At 54.7% G+C, this 19388-nt stretch carries 15 protein-coding genes and 4 pseudogenes; 7 read left to right on the top strand and 12 right to left on the bottom strand.

Annotated features, from left to right (window positions below; translation table 11 throughout):
- Positions 1–185 precede the first annotated feature (185 nt).
- The 3 genes from C484_RS23930 (at position 186) to C484_RS18210 (ending at position 2912) form a co-directional block, all read left to right on the top strand.
- The gene (locus tag C484_RS23930) at positions 186–1169 is read left to right on the top strand and encodes a PadR family transcriptional regulator (protein ID WP_006827364.1); all 984 of its coding nucleotides are present in this window, start codon (positions 186–188) and stop codon (positions 1167–1169) included.
- On the top strand, positions 1162–1854 hold the full coding sequence (locus tag C484_RS18215; RefSeq protein WP_049915690.1) for a zinc ribbon domain-containing protein: 693 nt from the start codon (positions 1162–1164) through the stop codon (positions 1852–1854). The genes C484_RS23930 and C484_RS18215 overlap by 8 nt, the downstream gene beginning before the upstream one ends.
- Positions 1855–2015: 161 nt before the next feature.
- The gene (locus C484_RS18210; RefSeq protein ID WP_006827362.1) at positions 2016–2912 is read left to right on the top strand and encodes a hypothetical protein; all 897 of its coding nucleotides are present in this window, start codon (positions 2016–2018) and stop codon (positions 2910–2912) included.
- A 560-nt stretch (positions 2913–3472) separates the two neighbouring features.
- Here C484_RS18210 and C484_RS18205 read toward each other — a convergent pair.
- The 3 genes from C484_RS18205 to C484_RS24695 all read right to left on the bottom strand — a co-directional run bounded on the left by C484_RS18205 (position 3473) and on the right by C484_RS24695 (position 6214).
- Positions 3473–4765 (bottom strand): glycosyltransferase, encoded by a 1293-nt coding sequence (locus C484_RS18205; protein WP_006827361.1) that lies wholly within the window; start codon positions 4763–4765, stop codon positions 3473–3475.
- Positions 4766–4942: 177 nt separating this feature from the next.
- Positions 4943–5983, bottom strand: coding sequence for a lysylphosphatidylglycerol synthase transmembrane domain-containing protein (locus tag C484_RS18200; protein ID WP_006827359.1), 1041 nt, complete (start codon positions 5981–5983; stop codon positions 4943–4945).
- 96 nt (positions 5984–6079) lie between these two features.
- Positions 6080–6214 (bottom strand): hypothetical protein, encoded by a 135-nt coding sequence (locus tag C484_RS24695; protein ID WP_006827358.1) that lies wholly within the window; start codon positions 6212–6214, stop codon positions 6080–6082.
- Between the two features lie 75 nt (positions 6215–6289).
- Here C484_RS24695 and C484_RS22565 point away from each other — a divergent pair.
- Positions 6290–6537, top strand: a pseudogene (locus C484_RS22565) (RNA-guided endonuclease TnpB family protein); the annotation flags it as partial.
- A gap of 86 nt (positions 6538–6623) precedes the next feature.
- A complete protein-coding gene (locus tag C484_RS18195) occupies positions 6624–7277 on the top strand; it encodes a DUF3267 domain-containing protein (protein ID WP_083867384.1) in 654 nt (217 codons plus the stop codon).
- Positions 7278–7816: 539 nt separating this feature from the next.
- On the opposite strand, the pseudogene C484_RS18190 reads toward C484_RS18195, so the two are convergent.
- The 7 genes and pseudogenes from C484_RS18190 to C484_RS24795 all read right to left on the bottom strand — a co-directional run.
- Positions 7817–8617 (bottom strand): annotated as a pseudogene (locus tag C484_RS18190) (transposase); the annotation flags it as partial.
- An 81-nt stretch (positions 8618–8698) separates the two neighbouring features.
- Positions 8699–9616, bottom strand: a complete 918-nt coding sequence (locus C484_RS18185; protein WP_006827354.1) for an ABC transporter permease — start codon at positions 9614–9616, stop codon at positions 8699–8701.
- Positions 9613–10662 carry an ABC transporter ATP-binding protein gene (locus C484_RS18180; RefSeq protein WP_083867383.1) on the bottom strand — a complete coding sequence of 350 codons (1050 nt, stop codon included), beginning with the start codon at positions 10660–10662 and terminating at the stop codon, positions 9613–9615. The genes C484_RS18185 and C484_RS18180 overlap by 4 nt, the downstream gene beginning before the upstream one ends.
- Before the next feature lie 109 nt (positions 10663–10771).
- Positions 10772–11458 carry a helix-turn-helix domain-containing protein gene (locus tag C484_RS18175; RefSeq protein ID WP_006827351.1) on the bottom strand — a complete coding sequence of 229 codons (687 nt, stop codon included), beginning with the start codon at positions 11456–11458 and terminating at the stop codon, positions 10772–10774.
- A 267-nt stretch (positions 11459–11725) separates the two neighbouring features.
- Positions 11726–12046, bottom strand: a pseudogene (locus C484_RS25050) (hypothetical protein); the annotation flags it as partial.
- Positions 12047–12069: 23 nt separating this feature from the next.
- A complete protein-coding gene (locus C484_RS18170) occupies positions 12070–12471 on the bottom strand; it encodes a hypothetical protein (RefSeq protein WP_006827350.1) in 402 nt (133 codons plus the stop codon).
- Positions 12446–12958, bottom strand: coding sequence for a polysaccharide lyase (locus tag C484_RS24795; RefSeq protein WP_338041840.1), 513 nt, complete (start codon positions 12956–12958; stop codon positions 12446–12448). The genes C484_RS18170 and C484_RS24795 overlap by 26 nt, the downstream gene beginning before the upstream one ends.
- 977 nt (positions 12959–13935) lie before the next feature.
- Here C484_RS24795 and C484_RS18145 point away from each other — a divergent pair.
- A complete protein-coding gene (locus tag C484_RS18145; RefSeq protein ID WP_083867382.1) occupies positions 13936–16050 on the top strand; it encodes a CapA family protein in 2115 nt (704 codons plus the stop codon).
- Between the two features lie 463 nt (positions 16051–16513).
- On the opposite strand, the pseudogene C484_RS18140 reads toward C484_RS18145, so the two are convergent.
- A pseudogene (locus tag C484_RS18140) lies at positions 16514–17536 on the bottom strand (IS4 family transposase); the annotation flags it as partial.
- A gap of 35 nt (positions 17537–17571) precedes the next feature.
- On the opposite strand from C484_RS18140, the gene C484_RS18135 reads away from it, so the two are divergent.
- Entirely contained in the window at positions 17572–18696 is a 1125-nt protein-coding gene (locus C484_RS18135) for an IS630 family transposase (RefSeq protein ID WP_006827343.1), read from the top strand.
- On the opposite strand, the gene C484_RS18130 is transcribed toward C484_RS18135, so the two are convergent.
- A partial coding sequence (locus C484_RS18130; protein WP_006827342.1) for a transposase occupies positions 18686–19388 on the bottom strand: 703 nt, incomplete at its 5' end. The two genes, C484_RS18135 and C484_RS18130, sit on opposite strands and share 11 nt — an antisense overlap.

Below are 19388 nucleotides of genomic sequence, written 5' to 3'. Positions count from 1 at the left end.
AATAGGCTACTATATCGAAGTTTTTGCATTACGATATCGTAGCCAAGTTTATTATGATGGGGTATAGATTGGTTGGATAACGGGAGATTCCGCAACCCCAACTATTGGTTGGACCAATGCGGAAAATGCGAGTCGGTGCTGCGACACCAGCTCGCAACGGCTCCCGTAGACGCGGTACGGAAGCCATGTCCGACAACACTTCACGGGGCCTTGAAGGTCCCGAACGACTAGAGGAATCGCTCGAGAACACCAACCAACCCGCCGACGACACGACTTGGGCCGATCTCACTGCGTTCCAACGCGATATCCTTGCAGCGATCGCCCGCCTCAAGAACAGTGCCGACCCATCCTACGGGCTCGCAATCAAAGCCGACCTCGAGACGCGCTACGGCGAGGTCAACCACGGCCGACTCTACCCGAACCTCGACGACCTCGTCGACCAGAACCTCCTCAAGAAATCTGAACTCGACCGTCGCACGAACGAGTATACGCTCACCGACACCGCACACGCACTTCTCAAGAAACGTACCCACCAGCTTGCAGACGCCTGTAATATCGCACCGCACCAGCCGGTTGCCGATGGGGGGTGTGTAGTGATGGGAAATACTGCGGACTATCCACTCGAGTTCATCTTTGAGTACCGGACGATCGACAATCGTCGCCGTCGCATGACGATCATCCCCGACACGGGCGGGGAAACGTGGCGGATCACCCACGAACACCACGACGGCGAGTGGCGGGAAACCGGTCGCGAACCGATTTCGAACGTTTGTGTCCAGTTGCGCAACCCGACTGGTGACCAGGACAACTCGATGGGCGATCACTCGGTCAAGGCGGGCGGAAGCCAGCCCATGGAAGACCGCGATGACGAACATTCCCCGGCCGACCTTGAGAGCCAGATCGACGGTCACCGAACACTGAACCGCCTTGAGAAACTCGCGACTGGCCACGAACAGCTCGACTGGGAACAAGTCCCCGGCATCTCGACAAACAAAGCAGCGTCTTGGGCCGCTCGATTGCGAGAGACACAGGACTGCCTCGAGACCGACCTCGAGGAGGCCATTGACACATCAGCGGTTATCGACTCCGATGGCGAAACGACCGCTAACCAGGGGCCTGCTCCAGACGCACTCGAAGCGGAGCCCTCATCAGGTGGTCGCGATGCATAAGTCCGATCCCACCGCGGTTGGGGTCGACCTCGGCGAGTACAATCTCTACACCGCCTGTCCGGTGCAAATGCCAGACTGGAAAGGAGCCTACACGATCAGCGGCGACGACCTCTGTGTTCAGTTAGACGCGCTTCGCGAACAGACTGCCGCCCTACTTGGCAGCGAGTTCGACCGGGATACAATCGTGGCGTACGTCAAGGACCGTCGAGTTGTCCTCATCGAGGCGATCGACACTGCCGCTCGAGAACTCTGTGAGTACGCGAGCGCATACGAACATCCCGTTCTGGTTACCGAGGATAGTCACTTCAAATCTGACCTCTGGGCGTGGGTCACCGACCCTGACGCTCATCGAGGCACTTCGTGGCTGCTGCCAATAGCCCATCGCCGGCTTCGCACGATCGCCGCCGAGTATAGTATTGAAGTCACAACAGTTCCAGAAGAGTTCTCCTCCCAAGAGTGCCACGCCTGCGGTGTTCTGGGTGAACGGCCGCTGAACAAGACCTTCCGGTGTACTAACCCGGACTGTCACGTCGACGGCGTCTACGCCGATCACAACGCCGCGAAGGTTCTTGCACAGCGATACTATCCCGGCCAGCAGTGTGCCTATCGGCCTTCTCGGCCAGCTTCCCCAGACGATCGGCCTGCAATGCTCGCTGATGGTGGAATCGCCGAGAACGATACCTAGCCACCGACAGCCCGCAACGAACGGGACTACGGTGGTTCCACAAGTGGCATCGATCACCCACATCTCGACTGCGACCGGCCACTCTCGCCACACCCACTGACAGCAACAGCGCACCCAGTTGCACCGGTTTTTCGACCACACTGCAATCACCGACATCATCCATGAGCACAAATTCCGAGCAATCCGGACCGAACACAGCGACGACCCAGGCATTGGAAGATGAACTCGAGCCACTTCGAGAACGGATCATGACCCTCGAATCCGCCCTCGAGCAGAAGGAGACACGCCTCGACCGACTCGAAACCAAACTCGAACAGACCAAGACGGAGAACGATCGCCTTGAGGAACGCGTCGTTGAACTCGAAGCAACACGGACGCCGATCGAGGCTCGCCTAGACGCTCACGAAAAGAAACTCAACGCGAACAAAGACCGCGTCGGCGAGCTCCAAGCACGTGAACTCGAGAAGGGCGCCCATTTGCTCGAGGAGAACGTCGACGAAAGCGAGATCAGCGTTGCTGATGGTCGCCTTGAGCGGGTTAAGAAAGACGACGGCAGACAATACTTCCGTCTGCCTGAGAGTGATGATCCACTTGATCGTGGCAGCGATGTCGCGCTCGCACACAGCGATCTGCTGCCGATTCAGCAACTTGCGAAGATGGACGACGACATGCTCCATGCAACCACGTCCTCGCTGCCCTCACGCCTTGCAGCAAAGCTCTGGAAGGCACGCACCGACCCAGGAGTAGGAGATAACCCGTGGGAGAAAGGGAGTACAGGCGTCAGTGAATACGTCTCGGCTAGCGATATGAAACACTGGATCCGTCGGCAAGAGAAAGGGATCAGTGATGGCTATGCGAAGAAGCTCGTCTCGAGGACGATCGACGCTCTACTCGATCTTTCGAAGAATCGGCTCGCAATCAAACGGAAGCGTCAGCGCAAAAACGGCCTCGAATACACCGAACGGCGCGTTCTCCTAATGGACGATGCAGAAATCCCTGGTGAAGGAACGAGAGCAGCCGAACAGAACGATCCGGAGACAGCTGATGTCGATAGATGAAGCTGTCGCCGGCTTGCTCACACTACTCTGAGAAGGCTTTCACACTCTACGGCTAACAGAAACCCAGCACGAAAGCGGTTGTTTGCTTGTCTGGCTACTTGCTTGTCTGTCGCTCGATCGGTCGTCGGTCTATAACGAACGACAACTCAAGAGAGTTCACTGAAGACGTCAGGTGTCACCGGGAACTGGCAAACTGGACCAGCACGATTTCCTCAAGAGAAGGTGATAAAGTTTGAGGGAGATCGGCGTAACCCATGGAATCGGCGGTGAAACAGTTGAATCATCGATCACCATCAGAATCTTGACGCGGTCATTCAGTTGCAGTTCCGTTCCACAGCAGTCGTATCCACACAGCCGGTATCAACCAGAATCCACTCACGAACGCCTAGCTGACGGTCATTCTTCGCCCACTATTCGTGGTTCATTGGACCGAACAGCTACGCCCGGAAGTTTCGTGGTTCCCCATTCCGAACACATTTCGGAATCACAGCGATACATGGTACTCCCATGAGACACAAAGCGAGAAATCGAGTAGTCCCGCAACCAAGTCAACGGTCCGTTCACCCGTGTTTTTCCACTTGGTACCAGTTAACTTCCTGCCCGATGACATAGCTGACGACGACCTGCACGACGACGAGTCCGAAGAGCGTCAGTGCGACCGGGATGAGCAGCCACGCGAGATCAAACCCCTCAGTGCCGGCAGTATAGTTATCGATTCCACGGGTTGTGAGTGTGATGCCGTAGATGCCAGCCAAGCCCATAGCGACGAGGCTGGGATGAGCGAGAGCAGCTAGCACGAGTGCCGGAACCGTCACTGAGAGGAGTGTCCCGACAGCGAACGTCCCCACGAGTGACAGTAACGAACTCAGGAATGCCGGATCATGCAGATTGCGCCAGTCGCGGATGTGGCGATGGCAAATGGAGACGTGACCGGATATCCAGCGAACCCGTTGGCCCCACCAGTCTCGCAGCGTGTGTGCTGCCTCCTCGTAACAGGGATAGTACAACAGTTCTCGGATAGAAAGATTGGCTTGGTTACACCTATGAGTGAAGTCCATATCCTCAGTCAGTGCTCTTTCATCGAATTGCCCCACCTCATCGAAGACCGATCGCTCGATCAGGACACTGCGGGTGCCAACGATTCCGAGTCCCAGCAGGGAGCGAGCGAGCTTCTGTGGCAAGAAAAAGAGCAGTAGATACTCATAGTATGCCATCGATTCGATGAGGCCTGTTGGCCGTGGGAGGCTCCGGACCCGTGCGATGTCATGTTCTCGTAACGCGGCCATCCCATGGGCGATCAGCCTCGGGTGGGGTTCCTGATCAGCATCAAACATCGCAATCACATCAGCATCGCTGCGTTCAATGGCATTATTGAGTGCGCCTGCCTTCGATCCCGGCCGACGACTGAGAATATATTTGACTCGCTCGTGGTCGGCAGCCAAATCGGTAGCCCGATCGATAGAGGGCTGATCATCCGGTTCGCAGACGATCGTGATAGTGAGGTCCTCGTAGGTTGAGGCTGCCAGGTGTTCTACCGAGCGATGCATTACTTCGGGTTCATTGTGGACAGGGATCAGTGCCTCGACAGATCGGCCTGAATGGACCAGCGCATCGGAATCTTCCCGAAATAGCGACAGCAGATACAGCAGCAACGAGGCCGCGAGGATCGCGACTGCAACCACGAACCACACACGCATGTCGAAGATAGTGTTGAGGAACCAAAACGGATGTGCTATCACAACCCCAAGGAACGAAACCAGATGTGCTATTACACGAAAATCGCCCATCAACGCTATCGCCATGAGAGCGACGACGATACCAGGGGCTAGGAGGTATCGGTGGAGGGAAGTCATACTGCGGACTTGTGATAGCAGTAATATAAAATTATAGATTTCAGTTTACGTTCAAAAAATAGTTATAATGAGTGTCTCTGGCTATCAGTAGGGTCTTTATCAATCATCGAATTTCTGTAATATAGACAGCAGACTACCGTCAGACGGTCGATAGATGTTTCGTGGCCCTTACCAGCATTAATGGCGACGATACAGATTGTCTACGATCACAGCGGCGATACTGCCACCAACCAGCATCGGGAGCCAGTAGGTCGCTCCCCGATAAATGACGACGGCGGCCGTCGCAGCCGTCGTCGCAACTCCGGTTGTAGAGACGACCAAAACGATAAACGCCGTCTCGACGCCACCGATACCGCCCGGAAGTGGGAATATTCCAGCGATACTGGCGACTGGGAGCACGATGAGCATCGCCACGAAGGGAACAGTAACTCCGATCGACACCAGCGAGATCCAAAGACAGATCGCTAGCGTGAGCCACCCGGCACACGAGAACAAACCGGCCAAGATCAGAAGCCGCCGATTGCTGGCGATACGTTCGATAGAGGCGAAAAAACCATCTACGCGGTGTTTGATGTCCTCTCGCGTCGGCGCGCTAACGCGTGGGACAGTCCGACCAATACAGCGGGCCATCGGTAGGACCACGGAGAGGGTCATTGCCTCGATCCGATGGCGGAAGCGCCACCCGAGCGTTAGTGCGAGAACGAACCCAGTAAGAAGCGCCACCACAGTGAAACTAGCAAGGAGTAGGTTTCGGTCGAAGTTGAGTCCACGCAGGACGAATAGTCCAATACCGACGATCCCCATACCGATCGAGGGGAAGAAGTGCAGAGTATCGACGCTCGCGATTGCAGCCAGTCCGTTCTCGTACTCTGTGTCGGCGGCTTCAGAGATCAAGAACGCACTGATGGGTTCACCGCCGGCCTGTCCGAACGGGGTGACTTGATTCGCAAAGGTTGCAGCAGTAAACACAACGATTGACTGTACTCGAGAGATTGGTGTTCCTAACGCGCGCAAGACGGTGTGCAGACAGAGCCCCCAAGCAACAAGCCAGAGAGGGATGAAACCAAGCAAGACGGCGATGACGGCGGGCTGGGCTCTGTGCAGTTGTGCAATGATCCCGTCGATACCGACGACCCAGAGCATCAACGAGAGGACGAGTCCGGCACCGGCGAATCCGATGAGGATGGATCGCCAATCGAGAAGCTTGTTAATTGACATTAAAGGTTCTCATGAGAAAACATCTTTAAACAGCGAGAGAACCGCGGCCTTTAGGCTGGGTGGGGAATCGCATCACTTGACTACGCTGTCCACCGATCATTCGCCCCTCTCGGAATCCAACTGCTCTTGCGCGTAGAGCATCATTCCCTTCCAAGTCAATCCATGGCGCTTCTTTGTCTCTTTTAACTGTTCGTACTGGTCGTCATCTACCTCGAAGTTGATGTTTGGCACAGGTCATTCTTTCATTGTGCTACGCTTAAATTTGTCTAACATATATCTAAGTGTGTATTCGATACGGTGACGAAAATGCTTCAGGTCACGCTCACCACACCCACTACAGGCAAGGAGCAACGCTTACAGCGGCTCTTGGACACCTCCGAAACGCGCTCCACAACGCATTCGATGCCGGGGCGAACACAATGTTCGCCGTCAACGATATCGTGACACCCTACGACCTGCCATACCAGGCCAAAGACGCGCTCAAGTCGTACGTCCCGAAGCTTCGAGATACGTACAATGCTCGTGAGATCGATGATGACCATCCGCTCTGGCTATAGTAGCTGGCTGTAAGCGATGGGGACTGGGTGAACCACCAGCTATTCTCGCAGATATAAGTGATCTGGATTCAGACACTGTACTGATGGCTGACAAGGACTCAACAGACACCAGTAGAGTTGGGGCCGATGGCGTCTCTCCACCCGAAACTCCAGACGGATACACCAAACCGTATCGGTTTGAATATCCCAAACTGCCGCTCTTTGTAAGTGCGTCAGTGCTTACGATCGTCTCTACCGTTATTTATGGCTGGCTTCTGATCCAATTGCAAGGACCGGAGGTTCTACCCATAGTGTTTGAAAGCGGTGCTGAGGAGGAACTCACGATCGCTTTTAATCTCGGTGAAGTAGCAATCCCCTTTCTGTTTGCCTTTCTAACCACCGTCGTCGTTCACGAGTTGCTTCACGGTGTGGTCTACCAGTGGTACGGGTATGAGGTAAGCTATGGTGTCTACTGGAGGATGGGTGCCATGTACGCAGCGGTGTTTCACCAGTTTCATTCCCGCGAAGAGACTCTCCGAGTAGGGATCGCACCACTAGTTATTCTCACCGTGATCTGCCTCCTGTTACTCGCGGTCCCCTATCCGGTAATCGCCACGACCGCGTTTTTTGTTCTTGCACTAAACACTGCGGGAAGCGTGGGCGATGTCTATGCAATCTGGCGATTCTATCGGATGCCGCCCAAAACACTATTCTACGATATCAATATCGGTCATATGTACGTATTCGAGCCGGAATGAACTCACGAAGGATCTAATGTAATTGTGAGAGAACAAACAGATGGACTCCGAGATCATTCACCACCCAATGCTGAACTCACCCTCTTTATTCAACATGCTCCTCTTGGCAGCTGTCAGAGGAACCGATTGCTGCGCCGTTGCCTACTTGACCTGTACTTACCGTTTGTCGGGGAGTCACAGAGAGAGAGGGTATGGGAACTGTTCTATGACACCCTGTATAGTAGAATCTGGAAGTCTTTGTAGTGCCCCCCGCCGAAGATTGGCGTGTCTCGTTGTCTCTCAAAGACCTGACGAGAGGTGTGAGTAGACACTTCTGGCGATTACTATAGCGGTTCCGTTCTAACGCTCGTTCTTTCGTGGTTATTCGCATAATATCTGTGGTACATGACTCTACTCTCACATTCAGAGGGTGTCATAGAACGGTTAGCATGGTGTGGATAGTAGCGGAGAAGACGGCTACCATTGGTTCACAGGCCCCGGCAAAAACTGTGCTATCAGCGACCGTTCACTCAGCTACTACTGAAGGTGTGTGGAGAGTTCTCTGGCACCATCGATTGCTTGACCTGAACACCCTCGCTGTGAGTCTCGATGCAGTCTTCGACCCTGTACTCGATGTCGAGAGGGTCATTAGTATTGCGCGGGTTGTACGGGGCGACCGGCACCACCCCTGTACTCAGCAAATGATCGTGCCAGTCGAGGATGTCGTAGGTGCTGTCGCCAAGCATCCATATCGGCTGCTTGACGGCGAGCGCGTCACGGGTGACACGCATCGCCGTCTCTTGGGACGCCTGCTTGCTCTGGGTGAACTCTGCCGCAATTGGGATCTTTGCGCCGGTCGAGACTACCGTGCAGCCGTAGCCGTAGTAGTACTCCTCGGCAGTCGGGTCGTAATTCTTCGAGGCGTCGGAATCGGTAGGCATAGCCCGGATATCGGTCGAATCGATGCAAAACGTAGAGTCGAGCAAGCCCCGTCGAACGGCCTGCTTGACGAGGCGCTCGAAAACTTCCTTGATGATGTGTTCGAGGTCGGTGAGAAAGCGGTCGACCGCGTCTCGTGAGGGTGGCCGATTGAAGCCACATCCGAGCCAGACGGGGTCGTTGTTGAGTTCGCGTGCAACCGGGCGAATGCCGTAGATGTCCCTGTAGTAGCAGTGCAGAAATCCTCGAAACAGCTCCGGCGGGTGGTGTTCTCGTGTTCGCCCCTCGGGAGTAGGGGCAAACACATCGAACTCGGTCAGGAACTCGAAATGAAGATGCTCGAACAGTGCGAGCGTCTCCGTCTCTACAACGTTGAAAAACGCCTCAATGGAGGAGTCCTCTCGTAGAATAGTCGAACTCATTCACCTCAGCACTCACTTCGGCCGCCGATTTAGATATTTATCTGATATATGTCCGGTTGATAGAAGAATGAATGACATGATTTATTGGACTTTGGCTTTGGAAGCTCGGTTGAGCAGGTGGACGGCAATCCCACCGAGAACGACATTGAAACCGATGAGAACGGCGACAACAGGAATTACTGTATTCCAGAGACCCGAGAAGGCCGTTACGTCAAACACCGTCATCACATTCTGGCCGAGCATGAACGCTCGGACACCGTCAACACCGTAGGTGATAGGATTGACCACTGCAACTGACTGAATCCATCCTGGAAGAACCTCAAGCGGGACAAACGCACTGGAGATGAACAACAGTGGGAACGTCAGAAGATTGGCGATCATGGTCGTCGCCTCTTGATCATGCGTTACGAGCGCGACGATATTCGAGAACGCCATGAACGCGCCACCGAATATCACTGCAATCGCTATGACGCCAATGAAACCCAGTAGCCCTGTCTGGAGATAGCTCCCGACCGACGCGCCTGACTGGAGATACAGCATCACGTAGCCAAGCAAGAGGATAATCGTGGTCTGGACGACAATTCGGACCACCTCTGACAGGACTTTGCCGAGGAACATGGCACCCCGGTCCATCGGTGAGGCGAGGAGTTTCTCGAACATTCCCGTGTCCATGTCGTCGACTAATCCGATACCGGAGACCGCAGCCGCAGCGAGCGCGGACTGAATCACGATAGCTGGGGTGAGGTACGTGATGTAGTTGATGTCACTACCGACCGTCTGAGCGAGCGCGCCGCTGACAATAGCGCCGAGGACTTCAGCCATCAACACGAAGAAGATGACCGGCTGGATCAGCGATGAGAACGTCACGAAGGGGTTCCGGGATGTCTTGACGAGCCACCGTTTGACACTGATCTGCATGTCCGCCACGGAGCTGTTCCCCGGAGCTTTCTGGGCGGTATCGCTTCCAGAGACATCACCCTCATCGGTGATATTGCTCATTCGGCCACCTCCTGTTCAGGGACAGTAGCTCTCTGTTCGTTCGCCCCGTCTTGGTTGGAAGCCTCCAGACTCTCACCAGTGAGCGTAAGGAACACGTCATCAAGCGTGGGCGACCGGACATCGAATCCAGTGACTACGACGTCAGCCTTGTGCAGCGCGACGAAGAGGTCACCTACAGCTTCCCGAGCGTTTTCGGCTGTGATGGTGAATCCATCGTCCGTTGTTTCAATAGTCGCCGTTTCGAGGGCATCCGATTCACGCGCTACTTCTATTGCGCGTTCTGTCTCTTGTCTGGACGAGTTTTCTAGTGTCAGGTCGAGAATATCGCCACCGACAGCCGACTTGAGAGCGTCCGGGGTGTCAGTTGCGATGATTTTACCGTCCTGAATCACGGACAGGCGGTCGCAGAGTCGGTCCACTTCTTCGAGATACTGTGTCGTGAGAAACACCGTCGTTCCGTGTTCGTTGAGTCGCTCGAAGTAGTTCCAAAGGCGCATTCTGGCTTCAGGGTCGAGACCGGTCGTCGGTTCATCAAGGAACACCAGCGGCGGTCGATGCACGAGGACGGTGGCAGCGTCCAGTCGTTTTTTCATCCCGCCGGAGTAGTTCTCTGCCCGCTTGTCGGCAACGTCCGTGAGACCGACCAAATCGAGTAGTTTCTCGATACGTTCATCTTGCTCGGAGGCTGGGACACCATACACCTTGCAAGAAAATTGAATGTTCTCACGCGCGGTGAGTTCCTCGTCGACGCTGGTCTCTTGAGCCATGTAGCCGATGGATTCAGACACTGCCTGTGGTTCCTTTTCGACGTCATGTCCGTTGATGATCACTGAACCTTGATTCGGATGGAGCAGTGTCACGAGGGTTTTGATAGTGGTCGTCTTTCCGGCACCATTCGGACCCAGAAAGCCGAAGAACTCGCCTTTCTCAACAGTGAGATTGACACCGCGAACGGCTTCCGTACCATCTTCATATGTGACATGTATATCTGCCGCATTAATGGCAAGTTGCTCTTCGTTTGGCTGGCATGAGCTATCGGCCTGCATTCGGTGTGGTTGCAACTCCATAGGGAATGCCATACTTAGGAGGGGTGTCCGCTAAGCCTGTCTCTCATTTGTGCGGCAGTTTATACGGCTTGACGAAGAAACCGCAATCTCACTCAGGTAGCGGCGGCCACGTCGAGGCCACAGTTGTTTCGATGAGGTGAGTTTGTGCTCGACGGAGACGCTCGGAGAGCGACGAGGCGGTGATCCCGATTTCGGCAGCGATTTCATCGAGCGTTGCCGTTCGTGGAATGTCGAAGTAGCCCATCTCGTAGGCGATTCGGAGTGCCTCGCGCTGGTGGTCAGTGAGTCCGTCGCCCGCTTCCGCGGCCTCTCCATCGTGAGTGAGTCGTCGTAAGGTGAATTTACCGTTACGCTGCCAGAACGTGCGAAACTCGTCCAACACCGCTCTATCGCTGAACCACCCACTTTGTATCCAGCCGGTCGACGTGACGCGTATTCGTTCAATAATAGAGTCGGTAGTGGCGAGTGCACGGAGTTCTGAGAGGTCCTTGATCTGATCGCCGAGTTGGGCTTCCATTCCCAGAGCCGGCAAAACCTGATATCGACACGTTTCCCCTGCCTGTCCGACCAGAGTATGCTCCGCAACGAACGATGATGATTCGAAGGCTTGCTCTATCGACGCGGGCGTTTCATGCGTCGCGTGAACGATAAACGGTGGATGGTTCCCGTGATTGGGCTGGATTCCCACATCCAGCGTTGCTTCTGGAACATCCCCTGCGACCGCCACGAGCGGGAGATGCTCACAGGTGATCTCGTATTCAGCGATGAGACCCATATCTCTCAATACTCACCATCACGGATATACAACTTGGAACGATTGCCCGCTAATCGCGCTTAGTCGGCTATTATCGACACTGTGCGAAACGTTCTATGACACCCTGGAACGGTATGTCAATCATAGCTGGAAATTTTGTGGACCCGCTCGAAGTGACTTCCATGTACCCCCACCACGCTGACCAAGTGCCATATAGGCATGGTATGAAGCACGCCGAGGAACTCTCTCTCTCGACGAGTCTCAAAGCCAAGAGCTGTTCTTCGTGTTCTACGGCCGAACCATATTGTCGACAGCGTCTGCGATGAGTTCCATGCCTTCGTCGTTGAGTCGTCCCTGCGGAAGCGTATCGTCAATACTGGAGTGGGGAATCGTGTAGATCGCCCACGGGAGGACGTACGTGGTCTTCTTGAGGTGAGCATTATCGATGACGTCGTTCGGGAGAACAGGCGTCGAGTGACTGTACCGCTTGTCGGCCTTCGTACCGGGACACGGCAGTCGCTTCCTCTTCGAGGTAGGTCGGTCAGCATCCGAGATGACGATGACCGGCCGGGGGTTCGTATGGGCTCCCGTCGGGTCGTCTGCGAAGACAAGACTGCCCTGAAAATACTAGGTCATACCGAGTCGTTAGTCCTGCTCGCGTCGTCAGTACTCTCGATCCAGTCCTCGGGGGCCGGTTTTTCGGTAGCACTACTGTTATGTCCGGTACCGGAGTATGCGCCGCTCGTGGGGTTTTCACCCGTTTGCTCGATATCGGCAGAGGTGAAGTCATCGTCGTAGCGCTCGGTGAGGTCTTGGATTTGAACGAGACCGCGGGCGAATCGCCGAAGGTCGTCACGGCTCTCGAGGGCGTGGTAGTAGCTGTCAGCGGTCTTGCCGATGTCGCCTTCGTTGAGAAGACGGGTGAGCGTGCCCGTCACACTTCCCTTCGGGATGTCATTGAGTCGGTCGTGGATCTCGGATGAGTCGATATGGACATCGTCGGATGGGTCATGCGTTCGAAGGTCGACAGGCATGCTGTGCGTGATCTCTGTCTCGAAACAGATAGCCGTCGTGCTCGAACGCCTTTTCGCTGTTCACCCACCCTTCGAGGCTACCGTCGGCCTTTCCGGGAGTGTTCATCGTGATTCGATAGTCGATCGTCGTCCACTCGCCCTTACTGCCACCTCTACTCCAGCGGTGAACATAGCCGTATTCGTGCTCGTCTGGATCAACACTGCCGTCATATACTTGCGACGTGAACGGTACTTCTGCACCATCTGAACCGTCGTAGGTGCCCCCCTGACATGGCGTGTTCATTCGAACACTCCACGCAGCCCCCTGGTTATGATGTCCACCCGCACCACCGCCCTCGCGATGGCCGGCCCATCCAGGGAGTTTCGTCCCTCCATTGATCCCGTCGTTCCACTTCTTGAAATCCCCGGGAACGTACAACTCATACCGAGCATGAGCGACTTCTGGCTCGTAGCCAACTGCATTTTCGAGATAAATCCTCTCGTTGATACCGTCAAACTCTCCCTCAGGATATTTGACCTGGAGCGCGTCCCCGCTGCCATCCCCCGTCCGTACGATGTGGCAGCGTTCGGCCAGCGTCGTTTCCCGGAGATCAGGGCGTGATAGTCCGACTTGGGTTCGTCCGCGCTCATACCATCCACAGGAGCCTCTCTCGAACCCTCTGTGAGAGGCTGAATCTCGGCAAAGTTATAGCGGTACTTGCGACTCTGAGAGCCGCCAGACGAGTAAATCCCGTACGTTGCCACCAGGGCTTCGCTCTTGACGGGATAGTCGACGATACGGCGACCGCTCTCGTAGACGTTGCCACCCGCAGCACAGACAACCTGATAGCCCGCATCGGCTTCGAGTGAACTCGTGAAGCGGACTGTCCGATCAGTGATTGGCTGGGACTCAATGATTTCTCCGGGTACCGTCTTGAGATAGCCATCGTCACGCCGCTAGTCCGATCGGAAAGGCGGCATTCCAGACCTTCGAGAGCCTGCTTCGTTCGGATTCGGACGCCTGAGTGTCGTGTCTGCCCCTTTTGTTCGCTCTCGTCTTCGAGGAGATCGAGCAACTCAAGTTCGGGATCAGGATTCGGATCGGGTTCTGGTTCAGGTGTGGGTTCGGGCTCGGGGGTAGGCTCCGGCTCTGGCTGAGTGTCTGGTTGTTCGTCGTCGGTACTCTTGTCTCGTCTCCCGAGCAGTAGCTCGAGGATGAGTTTCAGTAGACTCACTGTAATTGAAGCTCCACACGGGATTCCGCCCGTATCGTTTTCGATTGTGACGATATTAGTGTCTTCATATATGAATATTAATCTATCAGGAGAAACCCATTCAATGTGGGCAGGGGGATGGTTTGACGCCTCATCGACACCGTTTTCCACCCTCTGCTAGCTCACCCCTCCCGCATCGTCACAGATCAATCCATCTCAAAACCGCTACACCTATGTGTAATAGTTAATACTTTATATATAATAACACCTCATGGGAAGAAATTCTAATCTGGAAGCCGGGATTGGCCGCCGCCGGTTTGTTCAGGGTCTTGGAGTGACAGCTGCGGCCACGACTGCAGGTTGCTTCTTCTTAGATGGCGACCAGTCAACGGATTCTAGTGGAGAGCCAATATCTGGAACAGTCATCGACAAAGCAGGCGACCCGATCCACGGAGCTTCGGTCGAGTTTCTGCGAGAAAACGGATCTGTTCTCGAAAGTGTTGACACAGACTCAGAGGGGGTATTTGAGTCCACACATACTCGTCCACTTTGGGTCCGCGCTAGTCATCCAGAGTTCACATCCCAAATTCGAGCGGTTGGACCGGGCGATCAAACACAGTTCCGGTTATTCCAAGATACGGTCTCGCTTGCGTTCACTGGCGATGTGATGTTTGGACGGCGCTTCTACGAGCCAAATGATGATTCGTCATCCCCACGCATCGAGTTTGACGAGGACTCGCTCACGGAGTCCCATCAGTCGGTTATGCAGCCCACCACGGCGCTGCTCGAGACTCCCGATATCACGTCGATCAATCTCGAAACGCCATTGACCACAGCCGAGCCCGCCCATCCTTCAAAATCATACCAGTTCGCGAGTCGCCCAGAAGCAGTTGCTGCGCTCGAGAGCGCTGGCGTTGATTATGCAGCACTCGGCAACAACCATGCAATGGATGCCCTTGAGGAAGGATTTCAGGATACCACTCAGAATCTCGAAACGGCAGATATTGATTATTCCGGGGCTGGCTACGGAAGTGATGAGGCTTGGGAGCCAGCAGTCGTTGAACGAGGTGACCTCACACTCGCGTTCATCTCGTGCACGACGGTTAACGGTCAACAGTTCGATGTCAACTGGTCAGCCGATCGGGATGCTGGTGGTGAATACGAAATCGAGCAAGATGGTGAGACAAAAACCATCCCCGCCGATCTAGGGGTGGCAGAACCAAATCCCGATCGTCTTGAAGCCGCTATCACCGACGCCAACCAGCAGGCCGACGTTGTCATTGTCCAGATTCACGGCGGCAGCGAGTACAATCGCAAACAGACGGATACTGTTGAGTCGCTATCCTACCACGCTGCTGATGTCGGGGCCGACCTAGTTGTCAACCACCACCCACACGTTGCAGGCGGTATCGAATACTATGACGACACACTCATCGCTTGGACACTCGGGAATTTCGTCTTTGATCAAGAGTTCTGGGAGCCGCTCCGATCATATGTGCTCACTGTCGAGGTGACTAACGATGCTATTGTCCGGGGTGGGGTTGAACCGATCCTCATTAACGGTTTTGTCCCAAAAGGAGTGACCGGTAGCGCTCGACAGCGATTGCTTCATGAGATTACTGGCTTATCATCATCGGACTTCGTCGTCCAAGACGACAGAGTGACTGACCTGACATCTGGGCCAGTGACTGAGCCAGCAGAGGGTCGTGTCGAGATTCAAGAAGATGGGGAGCTGCTCGAACGGACAACTGGGGCGATCTCAAATATTGAGTCCCAGTCCGGAACCGTTCGATTCGGACATGACCGACTCATCACGGGTGAGTTCAGCGATTCAGTTGTTGATGACCAGCGGTTTAACGGGCCGCTTTGGCGCTACGGGCGCAATGGGGAATCGAAAAATCAACCAGAGTATGGGTCTGAAGGTGGTGGTCTGCGGCTAACTCGTGACCCAGATAATACGGAGCGTGCATTCTTGACACCTCGATATCGAATCCGTGCGTACGAGGACGAATATTCGCTGTCGTTGACCTATCGTGGCACAATTGACGAAAACGCGTCAATACAGGTTAGTTGGTATGATGAGCGGCATGGGAACTCGTTCACGAGTTCGACACATTCTATTCCAAACACAGACGGCGAGTGGGACTCTGTGATGTTCAACCTCAGCGTGCCTGAAAATGGAAGATATATTGACGTGTTCGTGTTTCTTGAGCCTCCAACGTCGAAAGAGACAAAAATCGATATTGACCGTGTGCGGCTGGTTGAATGGCTTGATGGAGATCAGTTGAGAAAGGCAAACCACCTTGACTTAGACGGATCAGTCACGGTCGATGTCATCAATGGGGATGATTTCGACTGGCAACCAACATCAGTCGACTGGCTGTAATTACTACTCGTAGTGCTGTAGGATTGCTTTTGCAACCCGTCTTGAGGCCTCCTCAGCGTGATTAGATCGGAACGATAACGGCTGTTCGAGTTGAATACCGTCGTCTCCCGAGTTGGTGATTTGATTCACGAAATTGTCGGTCGATGACGCATTAAGGTTGCCCAGCATAATCCGCTCTCTCGACCGTCGTGCTATCTATCTCATCGAGTTCAGTTACGATCCGGTCTTTGACCGAATCAGGAGCACGTCCTCCGACGATGACAGAATCTCCCGAATAGCCGTGCCACGACACCGCGGCCCGATACCCGACGTTCGAGATCCTCGCCAAACCGGGATACGACGAAGGGCTGATATCAGTAGACGTGATGTGCCAGCGGTCAAATGTTCCGTTGATCCCACCAAAACCATCGCAGACCCAGAGCGAACTATCCGGGAGGTAACTATGGCACGCATTGATCTTTAGTTAGGCTCCAGTCCTCGGTTGTGTAGCGGTAGCAAGCCTCTCTTGGAGTATCGGTCTTGTTGGTGTATCTTCTGAGCGTCGTCGATCAACCGTTCCAGCAACGGTGGCGGAGAGTAACCGAGGTATTCACCGAGTTCGTGAAGGATGAGCTGGGCGTGCGACCGGAAGGTCGCCGCCCAGTGTTCTGGTGGAAACACGAGCTCATCATCTGCCTGCTCAGTGACCAGATTCAACAGATCATGGCTGACCAGCAGTGACAGCAACGCCGCGTACAGCAGTATCTCAACGACGTGCTTCTTGCTCGTGGTAAACTCGTCCAACGAGTATTGCGTCTTGAGTTCGCGGAACAACAACTCAACCACCCATCTGCAGCGGTAGATCGTCGCTAGATCTGCTGGTAAGAACTCTTCTCGTGGGAGATCTGTGATATATAGATGATAGTCGTCGGTGTCCTCGTTGCGGACGCCAACGACACGGAACGTCTTCGTGTCCCACGACTGCGTCCCTGCATACTCTCTGCGCTGGAATTCTGCTTCGACCTCAACATCGATATACTGCCGGTAGAGGTCATCAACCACGTCGTAGATTTTCTCACCCTGCAAGGGAATGGCGTGGCGACGCCATTCCCGTAATCCTCCGATTATCTCCGGATTCACGTTTGATTTGAGCCGACTCACGAAGTAGCCGTCATTCTCGTCGATCAATGCAAAACGGCGATACTTGAAGTACGCTTGATCGAACAGTACCAACCGGTCTTTGAGCCACGGACCCGTATCAAACTCCGTGCTGTCGTGTGCTTTTTCGTCAGTGACGCTGAACCGGTCGATCGTCCGATCGGTGACGTTATGGAGCAGGTGGAGCCGCGCTCCACCCTGCTCCCCTTTCCGTGGTTCGTACGCATCAGCGAGAAACCGATGTAACCGCAGGGATTGTCCCGTCAGCAACCATCACATCACGGAATCGGTCGAAATCTGTATCGACTGTATCCGGGACAGCGACCTCGTCGAGCGCAATAGTCATCAAGGGAAGTTATGGTCATAGGCTAATGACTGTGGAGGATGAGTGGAGATCGACGCAAAGAAATCGTTACTCACCTCAGTGAGGACGATCTCGACCGATTATTAGCTGAAACTGACGACGAGAAAATCAGCAAGCGTCTCACGTTTATTAAGAATCTCTACAAGGGCGATACGCTTGAGGAAGCAGCTGATCGAGTCGGAAAGTCAGCGACTACTGGGAGCCGGTGGGCGCGGCGCTGGAACGAAGGTGGTCTCGGACTACTCACCCCGAACTTCGGGGGCGGTGCGCCCCCGAAGCTCGATGAAGACGAGCAAGATCGCTTACTCGAACTTCTCCGCGACGGCCAGCCATGGAAAAAACAGGAGATACAGCATCTCATCAATGAGGAATTCGACATCGAGTTCCATCCAGTCTACCTCAGTGAGTTCCTCGATAATCTTGGCCTCTCACGTGCGATTCCACGGACAAAGCGTCCGTCCAAACCCGAAAACGCTGACGAGATCCTCGAAGAACGCGTCGACGACGCGTTCGACGAGGATGGACCCGATGAGCCACACAACAAACAAGATGATGATGATGCTGAGGAAGGCTGGGTCGTTGACGACGATATCTGTACGGATGGCGGGACCGTCCTCGGTTTTTTCGATGCCTCACACCCACAACCCTGGGACAACTCTCAGCGGCTGTACTACGTCGATGATCCCCATATCACCCGACCGCTGGTTCGTCACGACGAACCAACGGTCGGCTTCTACGCTCTCAATGGCGAGAGTGTGGTGAGTTTCCCCGAAAATCAAGAGAAAGAACAGATCTGTACGTGCCTTGAAGGAATCCGCGAGCAGAATCCGGGCAAGCGGATTCTGCTCGTCTTAGACAACTTCTCATCGCACATTTGCCCGTACACGCGCAAGCGCGCACATCAACTCGGCATCGATCTCGTGTTCCTTCCAGTCGGCTCACCGGATCTGAATCCGATCGAGCCGGTCTGGAAGAGCTTGAGGTGGGAAGCATCGCCGATGATCGTCGAGAGCGCGGACGAATTCCGCGCTCTCGTCACTACTCTTTTCGAACGTCTCTCAAAGCGACTGAGTTTTGCCAGCTCATGGATCGAGAATTTCCTTGCTTCCCATGGAGCGTGTCATAGAATCCAACTCATAGCTTGAGCATCTCACGTCCCGGATCGTGTCCTCGCTCGTAGTTGGTGATTGCAATGACGATCCNATCGTTGGTTCGTTCGACTCCTGTCCGGTTGTTGTACGTCTCGTCCAGAATGGATTGTTTCAGCTGAACGTCCTCGCTGTGTTCCTCGAGTCGGTCTTCGACCCTGTACTCAATGTTTTTCGGGTCGTCAGTGTTTCGCGGATTGTATGGAGCGATTGGCACGACCCCTGCGGCCAGCAGGTGGTCGTGCCAATCGAGGATGTCGTAGGCGCTGTCTCCAAGCATCCAGATCGGTGTATCGACAGCGAGCGCGTCACGGGTGACGCGCATCGCCGTCTCTTGGTCTGCTTGTTTGGCCTGGGTGAACTCCGCCGCGATCGGGATCTTTGCGCCNCGCATCGCCGTCTCTTGGTCTGCTTGTTTGGCCTGGGTGAACTCCGCCGCGATCGGGATCTTTGCGCCGGTCGAGACGATCGTACAACCAAAGCCGTAGTAGTACTCTTCGGCTGTTGGATCGTAGTTCCATGAGGCAGCGTCGTTGTACTGGATCGCTTCGACGTGGGTCGAATCGATGGAGTACGTCGAGTCGAGCAGGCCGCGAGCAGCGGCCTGCTCGACGAGCCTGTCGAAGACATCGTCGATGACGTGTTCGAGGTCGGTGAGAAACCGATCAATCGTGTCTCTCGATGGCGGT

The sequence above is a fragment of the Natrialba taiwanensis DSM 12281 genome (assembly GCF_000337595.1).
Classification (GTDB): domain Archaea; phylum Halobacteriota; class Halobacteria; order Halobacteriales; family Natrialbaceae; genus Natrialba; species Natrialba taiwanensis.
The sequence above is the reverse complement of the archived record's forward strand: the minus strand, read 5'-3'. Positions and strand labels throughout refer to the sequence as shown.

Excerpts from the sequence above, each read along its gene's own strand:
- C484_RS23930 (WP_006827364.1), top strand. The coding sequence starts at position 186 with ATGTCCGACAACACTTCACGGGGCCTTGAAGGTCCCGAACGACTAGAG.
- C484_RS18215 (WP_049915690.1), top strand. The coding sequence starts at position 1,162 with ATGCATAAGTCCGATCCCACCGCGGTTGGGGTCGACCTCGGCGAGTAC.
- C484_RS18210 (WP_006827362.1), top strand. The coding sequence starts at position 2,016 with ATGAGCACAAATTCCGAGCAATCCGGACCGAACACAGCGACGACCCAG.
- C484_RS18205 (WP_006827361.1), bottom strand. The coding sequence starts at position 4,765 with ATGACTTCCCTCCACCGATACCTCCTAGCCCCTGGTATCGTCGTCGCT.
- C484_RS18200 (WP_006827359.1), bottom strand. The coding sequence starts at position 5,983 with ATGTCAATTAACAAGCTTCTCGATTGGCGATCCATCCTCATCGGATTC.
- C484_RS18195 (WP_083867384.1), top strand. The coding sequence starts at position 6,624 with ATGGCTGACAAGGACTCAACAGACACCAGTAGAGTTGGGGCCGATGGC.
- C484_RS18185 (WP_006827354.1), bottom strand. The coding sequence starts at position 9,616 with ATGAGCAATATCACCGATGAGGGTGATGTCTCTGGAAGCGATACCGCC.
- C484_RS18180 (WP_083867383.1), bottom strand. The coding sequence starts at position 10,662 with ATGCAGGCCGATAGCTCATGCCAGCCAAACGAAGAGCAACTTGCCATT.
- C484_RS18175 (WP_006827351.1), bottom strand. The coding sequence starts at position 11,458 with ATGGGTCTCATCGCTGAATACGAGATCACCTGTGAGCATCTCCCGCTC.
- C484_RS18170 (WP_006827350.1), bottom strand. The coding sequence starts at position 12,471 with ATGCCTGTCGACCTTCGAACGCATGACCCATCCGACGATGTCCATATC.
- C484_RS18145 (WP_083867382.1), top strand. The coding sequence starts at position 13,936 with ATGGGAAGAAATTCTAATCTGGAAGCCGGGATTGGCCGCCGCCGGTTT.
- C484_RS18135 (WP_006827343.1), top strand. The coding sequence starts at position 17,572 with ATGAGTGGAGATCGACGCAAAGAAATCGTTACTCACCTCAGTGAGGAC.